The sequence below is a fragment of the Bradyrhizobium sp. CIR18 genome, assembly GCF_014198295.1.
Classification (GTDB): Bacteria; Pseudomonadota; Alphaproteobacteria; order Rhizobiales; family Xanthobacteraceae; genus Bradyrhizobium.
The window spans coordinates 431,901-450,484 of the sequence record NZ_JACIHF010000004.1; the positions used below are offsets into that span (position 1 = coordinate 431,901).

Annotated in this window: 16 protein-coding genes and 2 riboswitches; of the genes, 4 read left to right on the forward strand and 12 right to left on the reverse strand. The window is 66.4% G+C overall.

Annotated elements, in window-relative coordinates:
* Position 1: 1 nt before the first annotated feature.
* Both GGD65_RS17800 and GGD65_RS17805 read right to left on the reverse strand, forming a co-directional pair.
* A complete protein-coding gene (locus tag GGD65_RS17800; RefSeq protein WP_183236074.1) occupies positions 2–1,582 on the reverse strand; it encodes a hydantoinase B/oxoprolinase family protein in 1,581 nt (526 codons plus the stop codon).
* Complete coding sequence (locus tag GGD65_RS17805) at positions 1,579–3,588, reverse strand: hydantoinase/oxoprolinase family protein (RefSeq protein WP_183236075.1); 2,010 nt, start codon at positions 3,586–3,588, stop codon at positions 1,579–1,581. Before GGD65_RS17805 ends, GGD65_RS17800 begins: the two co-directional genes overlap by 4 nt.
* A 617-nt stretch (positions 3,589–4,205) precedes the next feature.
* Between GGD65_RS17805 and GGD65_RS17810 the strand changes: the two genes are divergently transcribed.
* The 3 genes from GGD65_RS17810 (at position 4,206) to GGD65_RS17820 (ending at position 6,587) form a co-directional block, all read left to right on the forward strand.
* Positions 4,206–5,000: a helix-turn-helix domain-containing protein gene (locus GGD65_RS17810; RefSeq protein ID WP_246783323.1), complete on the forward strand. Its 795-nt coding sequence runs from the start codon at positions 4,206–4,208 to the stop codon at positions 4,998–5,000.
* A gap of 104 nt (positions 5,001–5,104) precedes the next feature.
* A complete protein-coding gene (locus GGD65_RS17815) occupies positions 5,105–5,797 on the forward strand; it encodes an O-methyltransferase (protein ID WP_183236077.1) in 693 nt (230 codons plus the stop codon).
* A gap of 121 nt (positions 5,798–5,918) precedes the next feature.
* On the forward strand, positions 5,919–6,587 hold the full coding sequence (locus GGD65_RS17820; protein ID WP_246783324.1) for a siderophore-interacting protein: 669 nt from the start codon (positions 5,919–5,921) through the stop codon (positions 6,585–6,587).
* Between the two features lie 30 nt (positions 6,588–6,617).
* Here the strand turns inward: GGD65_RS17820 and GGD65_RS17825 are convergent, their stop codons facing one another.
* Positions 6,618–8,057 carry a PepSY domain-containing protein gene (locus GGD65_RS17825; protein ID WP_183236079.1) on the reverse strand — a complete coding sequence of 480 codons (1,440 nt, stop codon included), beginning with the start codon at positions 8,055–8,057 and terminating at the stop codon, positions 6,618–6,620.
* 12 nt (positions 8,058–8,069) lie between these two features.
* Positions 8,070–10,418 carry a TonB-dependent siderophore receptor gene (locus tag GGD65_RS17830; protein ID WP_183236080.1) on the reverse strand — a complete coding sequence of 783 codons (2,349 nt, stop codon included), beginning with the start codon at positions 10,416–10,418 and terminating at the stop codon, positions 8,070–8,072.
* Between the two features lie 116 nt (positions 10,419–10,534).
* A riboswitch (cobalamin riboswitch) is annotated at positions 10,535–10,737 on the reverse strand.
* A 72-nt stretch (positions 10,738–10,809) separates the two neighbouring features.
* Here GGD65_RS17830 and GGD65_RS17835 point away from each other — a divergent pair.
* A complete protein-coding gene (locus GGD65_RS17835) occupies positions 10,810–11,382 on the forward strand; it encodes a histidine phosphatase family protein (protein ID WP_177237092.1) in 573 nt (190 codons plus the stop codon).
* Here the strand turns inward: GGD65_RS17835 and cobT are convergent.
* From cobT to GGD65_RS17875, 8 genes are all read right to left on the reverse strand, one after another.
* Positions 11,375–12,427, reverse strand: coding sequence for a nicotinate-nucleotide--dimethylbenzimidazole phosphoribosyltransferase (gene cobT, locus GGD65_RS17840; protein WP_183236081.1), 1,053 nt, complete (start codon positions 12,425–12,427; stop codon positions 11,375–11,377). The genes GGD65_RS17835 and cobT overlap by 8 nt on opposite strands.
* A gap of 10 nt (positions 12,428–12,437) precedes the next feature.
* Positions 12,438–13,187 carry a precorrin-6A synthase (deacetylating) gene (cobF, locus tag GGD65_RS17845; RefSeq protein ID WP_183236082.1) on the reverse strand — a complete coding sequence of 250 codons (750 nt, stop codon included), beginning with the start codon at positions 13,185–13,187 and terminating at the stop codon, positions 12,438–12,440.
* 46 nt (positions 13,188–13,233) lie between these two features.
* The gene (locus GGD65_RS17850; RefSeq protein WP_092256176.1) at positions 13,234–13,911 is read right to left on the reverse strand and encodes an energy-coupling factor ABC transporter permease; all 678 of its coding nucleotides are present in this window, start codon (positions 13,909–13,911) and stop codon (positions 13,234–13,236) included.
* A 36-nt stretch (positions 13,912–13,947) separates the two neighbouring features.
* A riboswitch (cobalamin riboswitch) is annotated at positions 13,948–14,165 on the reverse strand.
* 45 nt (positions 14,166–14,210) lie between these two features.
* Positions 14,211–14,942, reverse strand: a complete 732-nt coding sequence (gene cobA / locus GGD65_RS17855; RefSeq protein WP_092256179.1) for a uroporphyrinogen-III C-methyltransferase — start codon at positions 14,940–14,942, stop codon at positions 14,211–14,213.
* Positions 14,939–16,249 carry a cobyrinate a,c-diamide synthase gene (locus GGD65_RS17860; RefSeq protein ID WP_183236083.1) on the reverse strand — a complete coding sequence of 437 codons (1,311 nt, stop codon included), beginning with the start codon at positions 16,247–16,249 and terminating at the stop codon, positions 14,939–14,941. Before GGD65_RS17860 ends, cobA begins: the two co-directional genes overlap by 4 nt.
* Complete coding sequence (gene cobM, locus GGD65_RS17865; RefSeq protein ID WP_183236084.1) at positions 16,249–17,031, reverse strand: precorrin-4 C(11)-methyltransferase; 783 nt, start codon at positions 17,029–17,031, stop codon at positions 16,249–16,251. Before cobM ends, GGD65_RS17860 begins: the two co-directional genes overlap by 1 nt.
* Positions 17,028–17,396: a cobalamin biosynthesis protein gene (locus GGD65_RS17870; RefSeq protein ID WP_018315966.1), complete on the reverse strand. Its 369-nt coding sequence runs from the start codon at positions 17,394–17,396 to the stop codon at positions 17,028–17,030. Before GGD65_RS17870 ends, cobM begins: the two co-directional genes overlap by 4 nt.
* The gene (locus GGD65_RS17875; protein WP_020508598.1) at positions 17,393–18,574 is read right to left on the reverse strand and encodes a bifunctional cobalt-precorrin-7 (C(5))-methyltransferase/cobalt-precorrin-6B (C(15))-methyltransferase; all 1,182 of its coding nucleotides are present in this window, start codon (positions 18,572–18,574) and stop codon (positions 17,393–17,395) included. Before GGD65_RS17875 ends, GGD65_RS17870 begins: the two co-directional genes overlap by 4 nt.
* Between the last annotated feature and the right edge of the window lie 10 nt (positions 18,575–18,584).

Sequence of the window (18,584 nt, forward strand, 5' to 3'; positions counted from 1 at the left end):
CTCACTCCGCAGCTTCAGCGCCGTAGCCACCGCCGCCACAAGTCTCGACGGTGACGAGATCGCCGTGCTGCAGCACGAGGTTGGATTTGCCGTCGATCGCGACGTTTGCGCCCTGCCTGACAAGCGAGATGCGACAGGCCTTGCCGGGTTCACCGCCCTGCATGCCGAACGGCGGAATCACCATCCGCTCGATGCAGGTGGTCAGATGCATCGACGGAGCCAGAATGCGGTAAGCACGCACGACGCCATCGCCGCCGCGGTGGGCGCCGGCGCCGCCGGATTGCCGGCGGATGGCCTGCTGCTCGAGGCGGATCGCGTAGTTCGCCTCGATCACCTCGACCGGCGTGTTCGAGGTGTTGGACAGATGCACCCGGGTTGCCGAGATGCCGGCCCGGTCGTGACGCGCGCCTTCGCCGCCGCCGTGGACCTCGTAGAGCATCTTCCAGGAACCGTCCTGCCGCGGCTGCGCAAAGAACAGGACGCCCGCAGTGGTGGCGCCGCCCGCCGACAATCGCTCCGGAATGGTGTCCTGCATGGCGCGGAAGATCGCATCGACGATGCGCATCGACGTCTCGTGGTTGCCGGCGGCGACGGAGGCCGACCAACCCGGCTCCAGGATCGAGCCCGGGCGGGTGATAATGGTCAGGGGGCGCAGCGCGCCGGCATTCTGCTGCATGTCGCGCCCGCTCATGATGCGGGCGGCATAGGCGACCGCCGAACGCGCCATGAACGGCGTCGTGTTGCAGAAATTCGAGACGCGGTCACAGCTCCCCGAAAGGTCGAAGGTCGCCTCGTCGCCGGCAATGGTAATCTTGACGTGGATACGCGCGGGCGCGTCGTTCGCGCTGCCGTCGTCCAGATGGTCCTCGCCTTCGTAGATCCCGTCAGGCAAGGCGCGCAACGCCTCGCGCATCTCGATTTCGGAGAGATCGTGCAGGCGCGACTGCGTCGCGGTGAACACCGCCTTGCCGTGCTCGCGGCAGAGATCGACGATGCGCCGTTCGCCGGCTTTGGTTGCCGCGATCTGCGCGAGAAGATCACCCTCGCAGGATTCGGCGTCGCGGACGTTAGCCTTGAGCAGCTGCACGATCGGCGCGTTGACGCCGGCTGCGGTCGCGATCAGCACCGGCGGGATACGCATCGCCTCCTGGAACGTGTCGATGGCTTTTGCAAAATAGCTGCCGGGCCAGGTGCCGCCGATATCCGGCCAGTGCGCGAGGCTGACCGCGAACGCCACGATCTCGCCATCGACGAAGACGGGGCGGACGACCTTGACGTCGTTGAGATGATTGCCGCCGAGCGCGCCGACATTGTAGATCACGACGTCGCCGTCGTTCAGGCTGTCGCGCGGCACCACCTTCAGCAATTCGGGGACCGTGTAAGCCATCGCGCCAAGGTGGATGGGGATGTCGCGGCCCTGCCCGACCAGGCCGCCATGGCCGTCCGTGATCGCCGACGACAAATCGCCGGCCTCGCGCAGCAGCGGCGAGCGCGCCGACCGCGTCATCACCAGGCTCATTTCCTCGGCCGCAGCGGAGAGCCCGTGCCGGATGACCTCGACGACGAACGGATCGAGCTTCATGTTGCCCTCCGCGTCAGGAACAGATTGCCTGCGGCATCAGGCTTCGCCTGCCAGCCCGGCGGCACCACCACGGTGGACCAGGCGTCTTCAATGATGGCCGGGCCGCGGACGGGGTCGGCCAGCGAGGCACGGTCGATGATCCCTGTCGCGATGTCGGGGTAGCCGTCGAACGAGCAAATGCGCGTGCCTGACGACATCGCCCTCGCCGCTGTCGCCGGCCGGCTCACCATCGTTGTCGACGGCCGGCGCGCCTGCACCCGCACGGATTCGATGACGCAGGGCTCGCTCGTCGCATAGCCGAACAGCTCGTGATGCCGCGCCAGAAAATCGCTCTTGAGCCTGATCACGTCGAGCGGCAGTGCGAGCGGGACTGGAATGGCGTCGTTCTGCGCCGCGTAACGCATCAGCGCCACCAGCTCGATTTCGATCTCCGCCTGCGCGACACCGTTGGCGATCAGGGGCGCCGACGCATCGCCAATGAGCGCCCCAATGCGCTCCGATACACGTACGAGATCGATGCCGTCGAGACCGGCGCGCAAGGTTTGCTGCTGCAGGAAGCTGAAATCGGCGGTGAGACAGCCCAGCGCCGAGAACGCGCTCGATGCGCTGGGCACGACGACCTGCGCAATCCCGTAGAGATCGGCAAGCCCCGCGGCATGCATGGGGCCACCACCGCCGAAGGCGAGCAGCGTACAGTCGCGCCCGTCGATGCCGCGCTCGACCGTAACGCGGCGCAGCGCGCGGGCCATCGTCGCGTTGGCGACCTTGATGATGCCGAGCGCCGTTTCGGTCAGGCTCAGCCCCAACGCCCCCGCGATCGGCTCGATGACGCGCCTGGCCGCCTGGACGTCGATGCCGATCCGGTCGCCGAGTTTGGTTTCGGGATTGAGATAGCCGAGCACGGCGTTGGCGTCGGTGATGGTTGGCTCGGTGCCGCCGCGGCCGTAGCAGGCCGGACCCGGCTCGGAGCCGGCACTCTCCGGCCCGACGGTCAGGCCACCCGGGCCGCTGCGCACGATCGATCCGCCGCCCGCCCCGATGGAGTGAACCGCGAGCATAGGCTGGCGCAGCGGCTTGTCGCCGAGCATGCGGCCGTCGGTCATCTCGGCCTGGCCGTCGACGATCAGGCACACGTCCGTCGTGGTGCCGCCCATGTCGAAGGTCAGCATGCGCGGCGTGCCGAGCTGGCGCGCGATGCTGACCGACGCCGAGACGCCGGCGGCCGGGCCCGACATTGCCATCACAAGCGGGCGACGTTTCACCGCGGAGATGGGGATCATCGCGCCGGCGGAATGAAACACCTGCAATCCTGGCCCGATCGGCAGCCGCTGCTCCAGCTCGCTCAGATATTCCACCGCAATCGGCATCGCGGCGGCGTTGAACACGGTCGCCGAGGTCCGCTCATATTCGCGTGCCTCGGGATTGACCTCGTGCGACAGCGAGACATGGGCGACGACGTCCTTGAGGCGCTCGCCGAGCATTTTTTCGTGCACCGGATTGGCATAGGCGTGAAGCAGAGCCACCGCGACGCTCTGAACGCCGGCCTCCTTAAGCCAGGCCACCAGGCGCTCGATCTCCGCTTGCTCCAGCGGCTTCAGCACGCGTCCCTCGTGATCGAGGCGCTCGGCGAGCCCGAAGCAGCGCTCAGGCGGCACGAGCGGCGGCGATTTCGGCGGAATGTCGAGACGGTAGAGATCGCGGCGGCGATAACGCGCGATCTCGAGCACGTCGGCAAAGCCCTCGGTCGCGACCAGCGCCACCTTCGGCAGCCGGCCCTCGACGATAGCGTTGGTCACGCGCGTGGTGCCGTGGACGAAGCGCTTGACCTCGCTCTTGCGCAGGCCCACCGCCTCGATCGCTTCCAGCATCGCCTGAACCGGAGCGTCGGGGCGCGACGGCACCTTTGCGATCCGCGCCTCCGAGGAATCGCGCCGGATCGCGATGATATCGGTGAAGGTGCCGCCGATATCGGTGCCGACCTCCCAGTGATTTTCGGAGGAGCTCATGTGCGGGAGCAGCGACGGATGAGGTCCGAACCGGACGCCGGGCTGTTACCGTCCATCGCGACATCCAATGCCCAACCGAGAGCGCTCATCATGCATCCCTTGTCTTGCCATTGTCCGCGAGTGTGCGACAGAGCGGTCAGGTCGGGATAGAGCCAGAGTTGTCGCAAACCACCGGGCCGGCGCCGCGAGCCGCAAATTCGGTTGCACGTTTTGGTGCAGCTCTGCCCGCGCGGAGAGCATGCAGATGTCGACTGCTGGACACCAGCAGAGTGCATCGCACCACGGATTTTTCGGCGCAAACCGTCACGTCCGTTGCAGTGCAATCGCAACGTCAAAGATCATCTGTCTAAATTGCAGGCGATCGGACGCGAGGTTTGTATCCTATGAGCTATGCACGGCAGGCGGCACAGCCTTTCTTTATTGTACGGTCAGTAAGCGAGGATATCGTCTCGCAAGCAGCGCCGCGATCCGGTGGGACGAGCTCGTTAGAAACCATCGAGATTCGAACGTCCTGCGTTGAAAGTCGCGATCGCGGGCCAGATATTGCCTGAACCCGCCAGTCATGTTCGGATCGACCATCGCCTGCCATGCCCTTCTTCCGGCTCAACGACGACCATATGAACCCCGATGATCTCGGGGATTTCGATCCTGAAACCGTGCCGCGCGCCGTTGCCGCTTTCGGGGGCCAGATGGTCACCAAGGGCATGGAGCTGGCCATGCACGAGCATCGCAAGGACGAGCTCGTCCTGACCATGCGCGGCCTCGTCAGGCTGGAGGCCGGACACGGCGTCTGGATCGTCCCGCCGCGCTGTGCGGTGTGGATTCCCGGGCATGTCCCGCACAGCGTCAGCGTCGCCGGCGACGTCGAGATGCATTGCCTGTTCGTCGAACCGGAGGCGGTACCGGCGCTGCCGCGGCAATGCTGCGCGCTGACGATCTCGCCCTTGCTCGAGCGTTTGCTGGTGCACGCCACCCACATGCCGGTGATGTACGATCTCGACGGCGCCGACGGCAGGATCGCCGCGGTGCTGCTCGACCAGCTGTCGCTGGCTTCCGCCGAAGAGCTGCGCTTCCCGATGCCGGCCGATGCCAGGCTGCGCCGGATCGCCACCGCGATGATGACTGATCCTTCCGATCGCGCGACGATCGAGGATTGGAGCCGGCGCATGGCCGTCGCTCCGCGCACCCTCACCCGCATCCTGCAACGCGAGACCGGCATGAGCTTCGGCCGCTGGCGCCAGCAGCTCCACATCCTGATCGCGCTTCAGCGCCTCGACCAGGGCGCATCGGTCCAGGCGGTGGCGCTCGATCTCGGCTATGAGGGAGCCAGCGCCTTCGTCACCATGTTCCGCAAGGCGCTGGGCAAGCCGCCGGCGCGATATCTGGCCGAACGCCGCATCGGCGCACACTGACCGGAATTCGCAATCGATTGTCCCGTTCGCGGAATGCGGTTTGAGGGACCATTTCGTATCCAGGCTCCGAAGCGCCCGGCGGGCGCATTAAGGAGCCGACCGACATGGATTCACTCAGCAAGGGCGTCGTCGCCGACGTCCTCCATCGCCTTCACCAGGAAGCGGAGGTCGCCGACGGACAACTGATGCAAACCTTCGCGAACGAAGCGAACAGCCGCGATGAGATCATCAGCAAGACCATCGCCGCCGAGAGCCGTGATCTGAACGAAGTCTATCGCGGACTTGCAGATAATTTCCTGAGCGTCTCTCCGCGGTTCGGACGCTTCCTCTACATGTGCGTCCGTGCCTGCAAGGCACAGCGCATCGTCGAGTTCGGCTCCTCGATGGGGATTTCCGCGATCTACATGGCGGCGGGCCTGCGCGACATCGGTGGCGGCCGCCTGATCGGGACCGATCTCGAACCCGGCAAGATCGAGCGGGCGCAAGCGAACCTTGCCGCCGCGGGGCTCGCCGACCTCGTCGAGTTCAGACACGGCGATGCGCGCCAAACGCTCAGCTTCGGCCTCGGCGGCGAGGTCGACATGGTGATGCTCGATGGCGCTTTCACTCTCTATCTTCCCATTCTCAGGCTGCTGGAGCCGCACCTGAAGCGCGGCGCGCTCATCGTCGGCGAGAACGCGCTCGAGGAAGCTTCGGGCTATATCGACTACGTGCGCGATCCCGAGAACGGCTACCTCTCACTGTCGCTGCCGTTCGAGCCGGGACGCGGCAACGAATTCACGATCAAGACCCGATGATCGGCACGGCGGTGAAACTGTGATGGAGCCAAATTTGAACGAGCCCGCTCACGAGCCACAGACGTCCGAGCCATCGCGGGCACCGCAGGGACGGCTCACGCGGATGTTGCTGCGATGGCTGATGCGTCCTACACACGTTGCCGGCGTTGAGACGCTCTCGCAGCGTTTCCGGCTCGTCGAGCTCGAAGGCGAAGCGCTGGAGAACGTCGCCTGGACGGCCGGCGAGAAGATCCAGGTCGCGATGGGCTCGGGCCTGAGCGCGCGCACCTATACGCCGATGTCGTGGGACGCCGGCAACGGCAGAACGCGGCTCCTCGCCTTTGCACATGGCGATGGCCCCGGCAGCCGCTGGGTCAGCGGCTTGCGCGCGGGCGATGCCTGCCAGTTCTTTGGTCCACGCCGCTCGTTCGACGTCGCGGACCTCGGAGCGCCCATCGTTCTGTTCGGCGATGAAACCTCGTTCGGCCTTGCGGCCGCGTTGCGCGACAGCCTGCGGGCTGGCGGCGCGCTCCATCTGTTCGAGGCCACCGATATCGCGGAGTCGAGACTGGTGCTGGATTCCATCGGCCTCGGCCAGCCCAGATTAATCGCACGCAGCGCCGATGACACCCATCTTGCAACCGCCGAATCCGAGCTGCTGCGCCTTGCCGCAAACGGCGCACAGTTCGTCCTGACCGGCAAGGCACCCTCGATCCAGCGCGTCGGCCGCACCCTGAAGGCCGCCGGCGTCGCATCATCGCGGATCAGGGCGAAAGCCTATTGGGCACCGGGCAAGACCGGTTTGGATTAGAGAGGAACCGATGGAACGGCCGGCTGTCGGTCAGGACCTACGGGTCGGTCGGGGCCGCAGACGCCGCCAGCCAATCGCGATCCCGGTGACGGAGAACACCAGTCCCAACGCACAGAGTCCGACGATGATGGTATCGCGCAGACGCGGGTGCGCCACCAGAAGGGGAAAATCGAGCGTGTGGAGCGCGCTGTAGAGCCAGCGATAGGCCCGCCGCGATGAATCCAGCCTTTGCAGCACACTGCCGTCGGCACCGTCGATATCGAACCAGAGGTCGCCGCAGCGCGAACGGTAGACGGGCGCACCGGCAATAGCCGATTGCGCGGGGTAGTCGTCGTTGCCAGCAAGAACGGACGCCGCGCCGCAGCCGGCAGCAAGGTGCGCCACGAGACTCTGGATCTCATGCCTATCCAGAAATTCCCTTGGTCCGTCGCGGGACGCGTCCCCTGCCTTGATCAAGACCTGATGGTCAAGGCTCACCCGATCGCGGCGATAGACGTTGCCGTTGAAGGCAGACCATTCGATCTCACGGGCCGAGGGCGATATCGGCTGCCGATCGAGCCATGAGGCAGCCGCCCAATCAGGCGGCGCGTTCATCACGCCGGATTCGGCCAAGGTCAATTGTCCGCGCGAGAACAGCCGGCCGTGATCCATCGAGAGCCAGCCGCTGAGACTCCATGTCAGCACGAACATTGCTGCCGCGAGGCCAATGACGTGGTGCAACGCGTGCCAGCCACGATAGGGCGAGGACATCCGGCGCCCTCGTAGCTTCACCCGCGCGATCCCGAGCACCGCACCAAGCATTGCCGCGATCAGGGCCAGCAATGTCAGCGTCCAGACGGAGCGATCCCACAGGAGCCAGTTGCTTCTCAGGACCGTCGGATAAATCCAGTGCAGCACACTGCCGGCCCAATTCCAGCCCCGCTCGCGCCGCCTCGTATCCAGGACGATCTCGCCGGTGGGCGAGGAGACATAGACTTCCGTCCCGGCAGCATCGCCGAGCGCCACACGAAACAGCGGCCGGTGGCGATCGAAGCCGTTCGGAATGCTCCACTGATCATAGTCCGAACGGGCAACGACCGCGGCCTGCACGGCATCGAGCCCGCGATTGCGCGCGTGCTCCCGCGCGATGGCAAGCGCGGTATCGGCCATTGCGACCGACGCATCCGCTCCGTCGGAGGCACGGACCGCGCGCACGCGCGATGATCCCGACACGATGTAGACCGCTGCATCGCTCCGCTGGATCAGCCGGACGCGCACGGCGTCCACGACCCCGCTCACAGCGACCGCCGCCGCAACCGGGATCCTCGCCGCTTCGCGATCCACCGGCGCCAGGCCGGCAAACCGTTCCGCTTCCGTCAGCGACGGAAACGGCACGAAGTGCATCACGATCCCCGTCGCGAACCACATCGCGAACAGCAGGCAGAACGCGATCCCGAGCCAGCGATGCGTAAGGACGATCGCGCCCATCATGCGTTCATGATCCTACCATTTGAACGCGGCCGAGAGCTCGTAGGTCCTGGGCGCGCCGAGCAGGATCTGGTCGGGATAGAACGGATCGCCCCAGATCGCATAGCGCTTATCGGTGATGTTGCGGACGCGGAAGGTCAGGCGTGCCTGGTCGACCGCGCTGAACACCGTCTTGGGGATATCGACGAAGGCATAGACGTCGGCGACGGTATACGCCTTCATCGTCACGACATTGGCATCGGTGTTGTAGCGGTCGCCGACATGGCGGCCAGTGATGCCGAGCTCTACCGGCCAGGGCGTGAAGAAGCGCCAGGACGCGCCAGCATTCGCCACAATGCGCGGCACGTTTGGCGGCGTATTGCCGGAGAACGAGCCGCCGGCGAAATTGTAGTCGGCATAGCGGGCATCGACATAGGCGATGTTGCCCCACAGACGCAGCGGATCGATCGGACGAACCGAAGCGGCAAGCTCGACGCCCTTCGATTCCTGGCGCCCGGCGATGTTGAGCGCCATGCCGCCCGCCGCTGCATAGACGTTCTTGCGCACGATGTCGTAGGCCGAGAACGACCACTCCGCCCTGTTGTCCCAGAACAGGTGCTTGACGCCGGTCTCGTAGGTACGCGAGGTCGTCAGATCGAGCGGCTGGGTCGGCAACAGCAGGAAGCTGGTGTTCGCGGAGACGTCGGCGCCGGTGGCGTACTGGCTGAAGAAGGTCAGGCCGGGCACGGCCTCCCAGCTGTAACCGATGCGGCCCGTCACCGGCGCCCAGTCTTTCGTGAACGGAAAGCCGGCTCTCACAAGCCCGGCGGAATCGGTCGAATTGCGGTCGAGCCCGATATGCTCGACGCGCAGGCCGCCGATCAGCGCGAAGGTCCGCGTCAGCTTCAGCCGGTCCTCGAACGACAGCGCCTCGTTGTTGATGCGCGCGGTCTGCTGCTGCGTCGTGAGCGAGCCGTAAAAGCCGCGGTTCGGATCGACCAGCGAGACATAATCGTTCGGGAAATTTGCCGCGCCCGGCCTGACGAAGTCGAGATAGCTCGATGACAACGTCGTGACCAAGCGATTGTCGAAGCCCGCGATATTCGCGTCCCAGATCAAATCGGTGATGTTGCCGACCAGGCGCTGGCTGTGCGCGACATAGAAGCGCTCGCGATACACCTGGTTGTTGGTGGAATCGAACGCCTCGATCTCGTTGTTGAACCAGGTACGCTCCGCGCCGTAGCCATAGGCTTGACTCTTCAGCGTCAGGTCCGGCGCCAGCTTCAGCTCGAAGCCGCCGCGCAGCCACACCTCCTGCGCGACATTGCGATTGTCGAGGACGTTGTAGTTGGTATTGAAGGTGCGGTCGTCGATCGTGACCGCGCCAAGATCAGTCCTGTTGAAGTAGTTGCCGGAGACGATCCCCGTCGTCGCGTGCGAGCCGCTGAAGGCGATCGGCACCAGCGGCGCGCCCCAATAGGCTTTCGAACGGTCCTCGCGATACTCGATCGCGCCCCAGATCTTGAGACTGTCGGAGATGCGGTAATTGAGCTGGCCGGACACATCGAGCATCTTGGTATTGGTGTCGTCGGCAAAGCCGTTGAGCGCCGAACGGCTGATGTCGAAGCGATAGTCGAGGCCTTGGACGTTGGTGCTGCCGCCCGAGCCGTAATGCGCGCGGAACGAATTCAGCGAATCCCAGGAGAAATCAGCTTCGTTCCGGATCGGTCCCGTGTGCGGCTGCTTGGTCACAAAATTGATCGCGCCGCCGGCGGCGCCTTCACCCGAGATCAGCGAGGCCGGGCCCTTCAGGAATTCCACGGCTTCCAGATTGGCGGTGTCCATGATCCGCGAGGTCATGTTCTGCGGGCCGATCTTGATGCCGTTGTAGAGCGTGTTGATCTGGCTGTTGGTGAAGCCGCGCATCGAGAAGGCGGAAGGTTCGGCCGGATTATCGCCGGCGGTGACGCCGACCGCGCCCTGGGCCACGTCGGACACAGTGCGATAGCCCTGCTCGCGCATGGTCTCGGCGGAGATCACCTCGACGGTCGCGGGCGTCTGTCGCACCGTCAGGCCGAGCCGCGAGGCACTTTCGGCGACGGCATTGCTGTTGAGCGGCGTCGGGAGTGCCGTAGCCGGCACGACGGGTTTCGGCATCGCTGCCGCGGCCGCCGGCCTGCGCGCTGCTGCCCGGCGCGTGCTCTGCGCCTCCCGGCCGGCAGGCTTGGCCTGCGTGCGGGATTGGGCCGGCGATACTTCGACGGGCGGCAGGGGTTCCCGGGCCTGCTGCGCCAGCGCAGCGGGCAGATCGAGTGCGGCAAGGGATGTGAGCGCAGCGGATGCGAGCAGGAATTGTCGCGGTCGTACGATACGGATGGAAGACACGGTTTTCGGACCTCGGTATGACGTCAGTGGCACGTCACAGCGAACGAGGTCTCACCTTTTGGCTCTTCAGCCGTCCGATGAAGCCGAATGTCTGTACTCCCCGACCGACATCTTCGCGTGTGACCACGGCTGACGGCAGGTCTCCTGGCTCGCGGGTCATCACCACTTCGTCGCCTTCCCGGGACCGAGGACCCAGTGGCTTCTGACGAAGGATTATCCGCTCACAGTTGCGGGGGCAGCCACGGCGTTGGGGACAATGTCCCCGCACCGTATTCCCTTTTCATCCCCTCTCGGGGAAACCGTCGCAAGCATCTAGGATTACCATCACAACAGAGTCAATGTGCCAGTTGCGGCGTTATGGCCACAACGACCAACTTCCTTGGAGATGAGCATGGAAGGCGAGACCTTCCTCTGGTTGATACGGCACGCGCCCGTCGCGGGCGTCACAGGCACCATCCATGCCGCCGACGCGCCGGCCGATCTCAGCGATCGCGTGCAACTGGACGCTGTGCGACGGCGCCTGCCACCGGATGCCGCCGGCTATGCCAGCCCGTCGCGGCGCACGATCGAGACGGCACGCGCGCTGGGACTCGAACCGAAGCTGGTCAGTGAATTCCGCGAGCAGGATTTTGGTGACTGGACCGGCCATCGCCATGACCAACTCGAGGCGACCCGCGGTGAGGCTTACGCGCAGTTCTGGAGCGATCCGGCTGGCGGACGGCCGCCGGGCGGCGAGAGCTTTGCGGATCAGGTCGCGCGCGTCCGGCTGGGTCTGTCGCGGATCGCAGCCGGATCGGCCACGCTCGTCGTGCATTCCGGCACCATCCGCGCCGCGCTCTGCATCGCGCTGGATCTGACGCCGCAGGCCGCCTTGCGCTTCGTGGTCGATCCGCTGTCGCTGACCCGGATCGATCGCCTTGCGAGCGGCTGGCGCGTCGTCTCCGTCAATCAGCCGATCAGTTAGGTCTGTCAGGCACATTGGCCTGCGCGAACGTCGCCATGCCGTTGTGAAGGCTACAGGCGAGCCGTACCAGCGGCAGCGCGATGGCGGCGCCCGATCCCTCGCCGAGCCTGAGATCGAGGCTGATCAACGGCTGCACGTTCAGCGCGCGCAACACCAGCCGATGCCCCTGCTCCGCCGATTGATGCGACGGCAGCAGGAACGGCTGGCACGACGGATTGAGCCGCACTGCTGCCAGCGCCGCCACCGAGACGATGAAGCCATCGATCAATACGGGAATACGGCGCTGCGCCGCCGCAATGATCGCACCTGAGATCGCCGCGATCTCCAGGCCGCCAACGGCGCATAGGATTTTTTCCGGCGAAGCGCCGCCAACGCCGTGACGCGCGATCGCCGCGTCGATCACGCGGGCCTTATGTGCGCGGCCGGCCGCATCGACGCCGGTGCCGCTGCCCGCGATCTCTTCGGCGCTGATGCCGAGCAGGCCCGCCGCGATCGCCGCCGACGTGGTGGTGTTGCCGATCCCCATCTCGCCGAAGATCAAGAGATCGGGCTGATTGGCTTGCGCGCGCGCAACCGCGCGCTGGCCGGCCTCGAACGCATACGCCAACTCGGCGGGTGCGAGCGCGGCTTCAACGCTGAAATCGCGCGTGCCATGGCGCGGCTTGTCGGTGATGACACCCGCCATCGCCTCTGTTGCCAGCGTGCCGGCGTCGACGACGTCCAGGCTCGAGCCAAGCTCGCGCGCCAGCACCGAGATCGCGGCGCCGCCGGAGGCAAAATTCGCCATCATCGCGATGGTCACGGCTTGCGGATAGGCTGAGACGCCCTGCGCGACGATGCCGTGGTCGCCGGCGAAGACAATGATCGGCACCCGTGCGGCACGCGGCTGTTCGGTCGCCTGCAGGCCCGCGAGCTCGATCGCGAGCTGCTCCAGCCGGCCGAGTGCGCCGGTCGGCTTTGTCAATTGCGCCTGCCGCGCGATCGCCGCCTCGCGATGCACGGCGGAGACATCGGGGCAATTTCGGGTGACCCATTCGGGGAGCATGCTGCCTCGCTTACGGCCTGCGCTTGAGAATGTAGCTGTCCATGATCCAGCCATGCCGCTCGCGCGCTTCCTGCCGCGTCGCGACGATGCGCGGGCCAACCTCGGCGAGCACGCCGGACATGACGATCTGGTCGGGCATGCCGAGATAGGCGCCCCAATAGATTTGAATCCCGGCTGGATCAAGCGACTGGAATGCCGTGCCGCCGTCGAGCATTACAACAACGGTATCCACACCGGCCGGCCAGCCGCCTTCACGCAAGCGCCGCCCCGTCGTGACCAGAAAAGGCTCGCCGATGTCGTTGAGCGGCAGCGCATGCGCCGCGCACAGCGCCTGGATCGAGGTGATGCCGGGCACGACCTCGATGTCAGGCAAGGGATTGAGCCGCCGCGCAATGCGCAGCGAGGAGTCGTAGAGCGAGGGATCGCCCCAGATCAGCAGCGCAACCTTGCCCTCGCCTTCGAGATGGTTCGCAATCGCTTTCGACCAAGTCGCGGCAACCGCATCGTGCCAATCGTCCACGCCCTTGCGGTATTCCGCCTCACCTGCATCGCGCACGGGAAGGTCGAATTCAGCGATGGCTGTGTTATCGCTGGTGAGCACATCCGCGCAGATCGTCCGCCTGAGATCGGCGAGATCGGACTTCGCGGCACCCTTGCGCGGGATCAGGACGAGATCGGCGGCGTTGATCGCTTGAACAGCGGCGCGCGTGAGCTGGTCGGGATCGCCGCAACCGATACCTATCAGGGAGAGCGTGAGCATCGCGAACGCGACGGGCGGCCCTGCTGGCCGCCCGTTCGCTTGTCTCTCAGGCCGCGTTATGCAGGCGCGGGGTGACGAGACCGGGCGCGGTGACGCCGCGCAGCGACTTCGCCAGCGCCAGTACCGCGAGATCGGCGAGCGGCTCGATCACGATGACCAGCGCATAGGACGCCGCGAACGTCGCGATGTTGGCGAGGTTGCTCATCGCAAAGCCCGAGCCATAGAGCGCCCAGAACGCCACCCAGGCGATCACGCCGGCCTGGTAGGTCGTCGAGAGCGCCAACGCCTGCCGATACTTCAAATCGACATAGGCGGTGTTGCGCGAGATGATCCGTGTGGCGATCGCCTGGATCGCGAACAGCGGCACCAGCAGCGTCGTGACGTTCATGCCGTATTGCGGGATGTCGACCGGCTCGAAGAATACGCCCTGGAGCAGCAGGCCGAATGCGAGGCCGAAGGCCGCGGGCGCTGCGCCGAACAGCAGGAACAGTGTCGAGCCGAGAATGAAGTGCACCTCGGAGACGCCGACCGGGAAGTGCGGCAGGATCTCGAAGAAGATGAACACAAGGACTGTGGTGGCGAGCGTCCGCGCTGCGAACGACGTGATGCCCTGCTCACGCACGGTCTCCACCGCAAGCTTCAGCGCAACGCCGCCTGCGGCGATGCCGGTTGCGTAACTCAACACGAGCTTGGCGCCCGTCACGACCCCGGGTTCGATATGCATGGCTCAATTCCTTCCTGCCGTCACACCCGACGGCCTTGGCCTCAAAACGTGCAGGGCCGGTCTCCTGGCTCGCGGTTCCCCGGGATTTCCGGCCTTCCCGGACCTTGCGGCCCAGTGGCTGTCGGAGTCCCTCACCGCTTACAGTCGCGGGGGCGGCTGGGTTTTGGGCGCCGCAACTGGGTCCGCCCACCCCCATTCCCGATTATGCTCCGGCGCTTTGCGCCGCGTCGAGCACCATGCCTCTCTTGTGTGCCCCTTTCGCTGAGCCTGCGTCAAGGGGCGAACGGCGGCCAAGGCCGTCATGACGGATAATCCCCCGCCAGCGCCCCAAACAGGATCACGGCGGCCGTCGACGCGGCGCCGCCGCGCGCAAGCTGCTCGGCAAGCTCGGCGATGGTGGTGCGGACCAGCCGTTCGTCGGGGCGGCCGAGGGATTCGGCGAACAGCGCGGGGGTATCCGCAGCGAGGCCGTGCGCGATCAACTTTGCGACAAGCGCGGGGAAGGTGCGCCGGCCCATATAGACCACGGTCGTCGCCTCAGGATCGGCCAGGGCCGCCCAATTCAGATTCGGCGGCAACTCGCCGGTGACATCAGCGCCGGTGACGAATTGCACCCGGCGCGAGGTGTGGCGCCGGGTCAGGGGGATGCCGGCTTGCGCTGCGGCAACGCAGGCCGATGTGACGCCGGGAACGATCTCGTAGCCGATGCCGGCCTCACGCAGCGTCTCCAGCTCCTCCTCGAGCCGGCCGAAAATGCCGGCATCGCCCGACTTGAGCCGAACCACGCGCGCACCTGTTGCGGCATAGTCGACCAGCAGGCGGTTGACGTGGTGCTGCTTGGTCGAGGGACGCCCTGCCCGTTTCCCCACCGCGACGAGATTGGCGCCGGGCCGGGCGAGATCAAGGATCGCGCCGGAGGCGAGATCGTCATAGAGCACGACGTCGGCCTCGCGCAGCCGCGCGGCGCCCTTGAGCGTGAGAAGCTCGGGGTCGCCGGGTCCGGCGGAGATGAAGGAGACGAATCCGCTCACCGGTCCTCCGCGATCAGATGAAAGAACGTGCCGGTGGCGTGGCCGCGCTGCGAGCCGGTCTCGGCAATGACCGCGCCGGTTGCATCGTGCACGACTGCCAACGGCGTATCAGGCTGGGCAAGAATGGTCGAATAGTGGAACTCATGGCCGCGCAGACGTGCACTGGGGCGATGTCCCGGCATCGGCGCGGCCAGCGTCGCGAGACGATAACCGAGATGCATGCGACGTTTGGCAAAGCTGGTCTCGAGGCCAAGCAGGCCTGTCATCTCATGGCGAACACCGTCCGCATCGGTCAAAGCGGTTCCCAGCACCATATAGCCTCCGCATTCGCCGTGCACCGGTCGCGTTTCGGCGAAGGCGCGCAGGCCGCTGCGAAAACGCGCATTGGCCGCGATCTTGCCGGCATGCAGCTCGGGATAACCGCCGGGCAGCCAGCACACATCGGCGCTCGCGTCGGGCGCTTCATCGGAGAGCGGCGAGAATGTCGAGATCTCCGCGCCCGCCCCGCGCCAGGCTTCCAGCATGTGCGGATAGACGAAAGAGAACGCCGCATCGCGCGCGAGCGCGATGCGCTGGCCCGGCGGCGTCACGTTCAGCCCATTCGCGGCGGGTTGTGGTGTCCAGGACGCAGCCGATCGCAGCACCGCATCGAGATCGACATGCTCGGCAACGAAGCGCGCGGCCTCGTCGATCAGCTTGCCGATCTCGGCCTGCTCCTCGGCCTGCACCAGGCCGAGATGCCGCTTCGGCAGGCTGATCTCGGCATGGCGCGGCAGCGCGCCGAACACGGCAATGCCGGCGTCGTTGAGCGCACGCCGCACGAGGTCTTCGTGGCGCGGGCTGGCAACGCGGTTGAGCACGACGCCGGCGAGCCGTACGCCGGGGCGATAATCACGAAGACCCGCGGCGATCGCCGCCGCGGTCTGCGCTTGTCCGGAAGGATCGATCACCAGCACCACCGGCCAGCCCAGCATCTCCGCAATGTCGGCGGTGGCACCGGTGCCGGAAACACCGGGCGCGGCGACGCCGTCGAACAGGCCCATCGATCCCTCGGCAAGCACGACATCGGCGTCCGCGCCGCGGCTGACGAGATGCGAGATCGCCCCGCGATCCATCGCCCAGCTATCGACGTTGACGGAAGCGCGCCCCGTGGCGGCGGCGTGGAAGGCGGGATCGATGTAATCGGGACCGCTCTTGAAGCATTGCACGTTCAATCCGCGATGGCGCCAGGCGCGCGCGAGCGCCAGCGTCAGCGTGGTCTTGCCGACGCCGGAGGCCGGTGCGGAGATGACGAGGCCTGCCGCCATCACGAGCCCTCCGGAAAACGCGGCTCGGCGCCGACCGGCCGATAGCGGCGATCGTAATCGGCGGCGTAAAGGCGGCTCTCGTCGAAATCCGCAGCGCCGAGCGTCTTGCCGACCAGAATGATCGCGGTGCGCTCCATCTCGGTGCCGACGGCAGCATCGAGCGTCGCCAGCGTGGCGCGGACGATGCGCTGATCCGGCCAGCTCGCGCGCCAGACGATCGCGACCGGGCAATCCGCGCCATAATGCGGCGCGAGCTCGGCGACGACCTTGTCGAGCAGATGGATCGACAGATGAATCGCGAGCACCGCGCCGGTCGCGGCGAAGGCGGCAAGCTTCTCGCCCTCCGGCATCGCGCTGGCGCGGCCCGGCGTGCGCGTCAGCACGACTGTCTGGGCAAGGCCCGGCAGCGTCAGCTCGACCTCGAGCGCTGCCGCTGCGGCCGAGAAGGACGGCACACCAGGCGTCACAGTGAACGGAATGCCAAGTGCGCGCAGGCGGCGGAGCTGCTCGCCCATCGCCGACCAGATCGAGAGATCGCCCGAATGCAGGCGGGCGACGTCCTTGCCCGCCGCATGCGCGGCGGCGATCTCGGCAATGATCTCGTCGAGCGACAGCGGCGCGGTATTGACGATGCGCGCGCCGGGCGGACAATGCGCCAGCACGCCCTCGGGGACCAGCGAGCCGGCATAGAGGCAGACCGGACAGGCCGCGATCAAGTCACGGCCACGCAACGTCAGGAGATCAGGCGCGCCCGGCCCCGCGCCAATGAAATGCACCGTCATGCGCCGTCTCCTTCCGCGATCGCGGCCGTCGCCGTGCGATCCTGCGAGACAACGCGTGTCGAAATCAGCCGAGCGCGAGGCCCGGCCGCAGCGAGCGCCGCGGCTTCCGCGACCGATCCAGTGCCGAACTTCTCCATCACGAGATTGGACTGGGTCGGCGTGGCGATGCCGGCCAACATATCGGCTGGAACAGCCTTGATCGGCACACCGCACTCACGCGCGAGCTCCTGCAGCGGCTCCGCATCAGCCTTGTCGCTAACGGTTGCAATCGCCATAAGACCTTCGGGATCACCCGCCGCCAGCAGTGCTTCGCGCAGCGAAGCGAGACTGACATCTCTCCTGAACCCAAACCCGGCCACCTTCATCGGACCGTACTCCACTGCACCACCGGCCGTGCCGTCTCCCAGGAGCGGTAACGGCCGAGCGGGCCAGCATAAGCGATGTCGACCCGCATCAGCTCGCCGCCGTGGCGCTGGTGCAGATCGCCGAGCAACGCTTCCGTCTCCAATGTGACTGAATGTGCAACCAGCCGCGTGCCCGGCGCAAGCCGCGACCAGATCGCATCGAACATCGCGCTATCGAGGCCGCCGCCGATGAAGACCGCATCCGGTGCTTCCAGGGCAGCAACAGCCTCGGGCGCCCTCCCTTTGACGACGGTGATCCGGTGCGAAAGTCCAAACGCCGCTGCATTGCTGCGGATGTTTGCGGCGCGTTCCTCGCGCGCCTCGATCGCAGTCGCCGTCCCGCCGCACAGCGCCCACTCGACCGAGATCGACCCCGAGCCGGCGCCGATATCCCACAGCCGCTCGCCCGGACGCGGCGCCAGCGCCGAGAGCGCGAGCGCGCGCACTGGCCGCTTGGTGATCTGGCCGTCATGGACGAACAGATCGTCCGAAAGTCCCGAGCTGCGGGGAATGCCTTGCGTGCCCCTCGCCTCAACGGCGACTGCGACCAGGTTTCCAGCGGGATCACCGGCGAAACCGTCGGCGCGATGTTCTTGGATGCTTTCGCGCGGACCACCGAGTGCGGCGAGCGTCCAGAAGGCCGAGGCGCCCCATCCGCGCTCGCTCAACCATTTTGCGAGATCGCTTGCCGCTTTCCCATCGCGCACGAGGCAGATGATGCGCGCTCCTCGCACCAGATGCGGAACGAGACGTTCGAACGGTGCGGCGTGAAGCCCCAGGCAGACGGTGGATTCGAGCCGCCAGCCCAGCCGCGCGGCCGCAAGCGAGAAGGTCGACGGTGCCGAATGCGCGATCCACTCGCCGGCCTGCAGCTTCTCGGCGAGAGCTGCACCGGCGCCATGCCAGAACGGATCACCGGAGGCGAGCACCGCCGTCGGCCTGCCGCGGCTGCTCAGAACGATATCGGCGTCGAACGGCACCGGCCACGGACGGCCGCGGCTGCCGACGCCGGCAAGCGCGAGATGCCGTTCACCACCGAAGACGGTTTCGGCCTCATTGAGCGCCTTTCGGCTTGCCTCCGACAGCCCGGCAAGGCCATCTTCGCCGATACCGATGATGGTCAGCCAGGGATCAGCCAAGGAATCAACC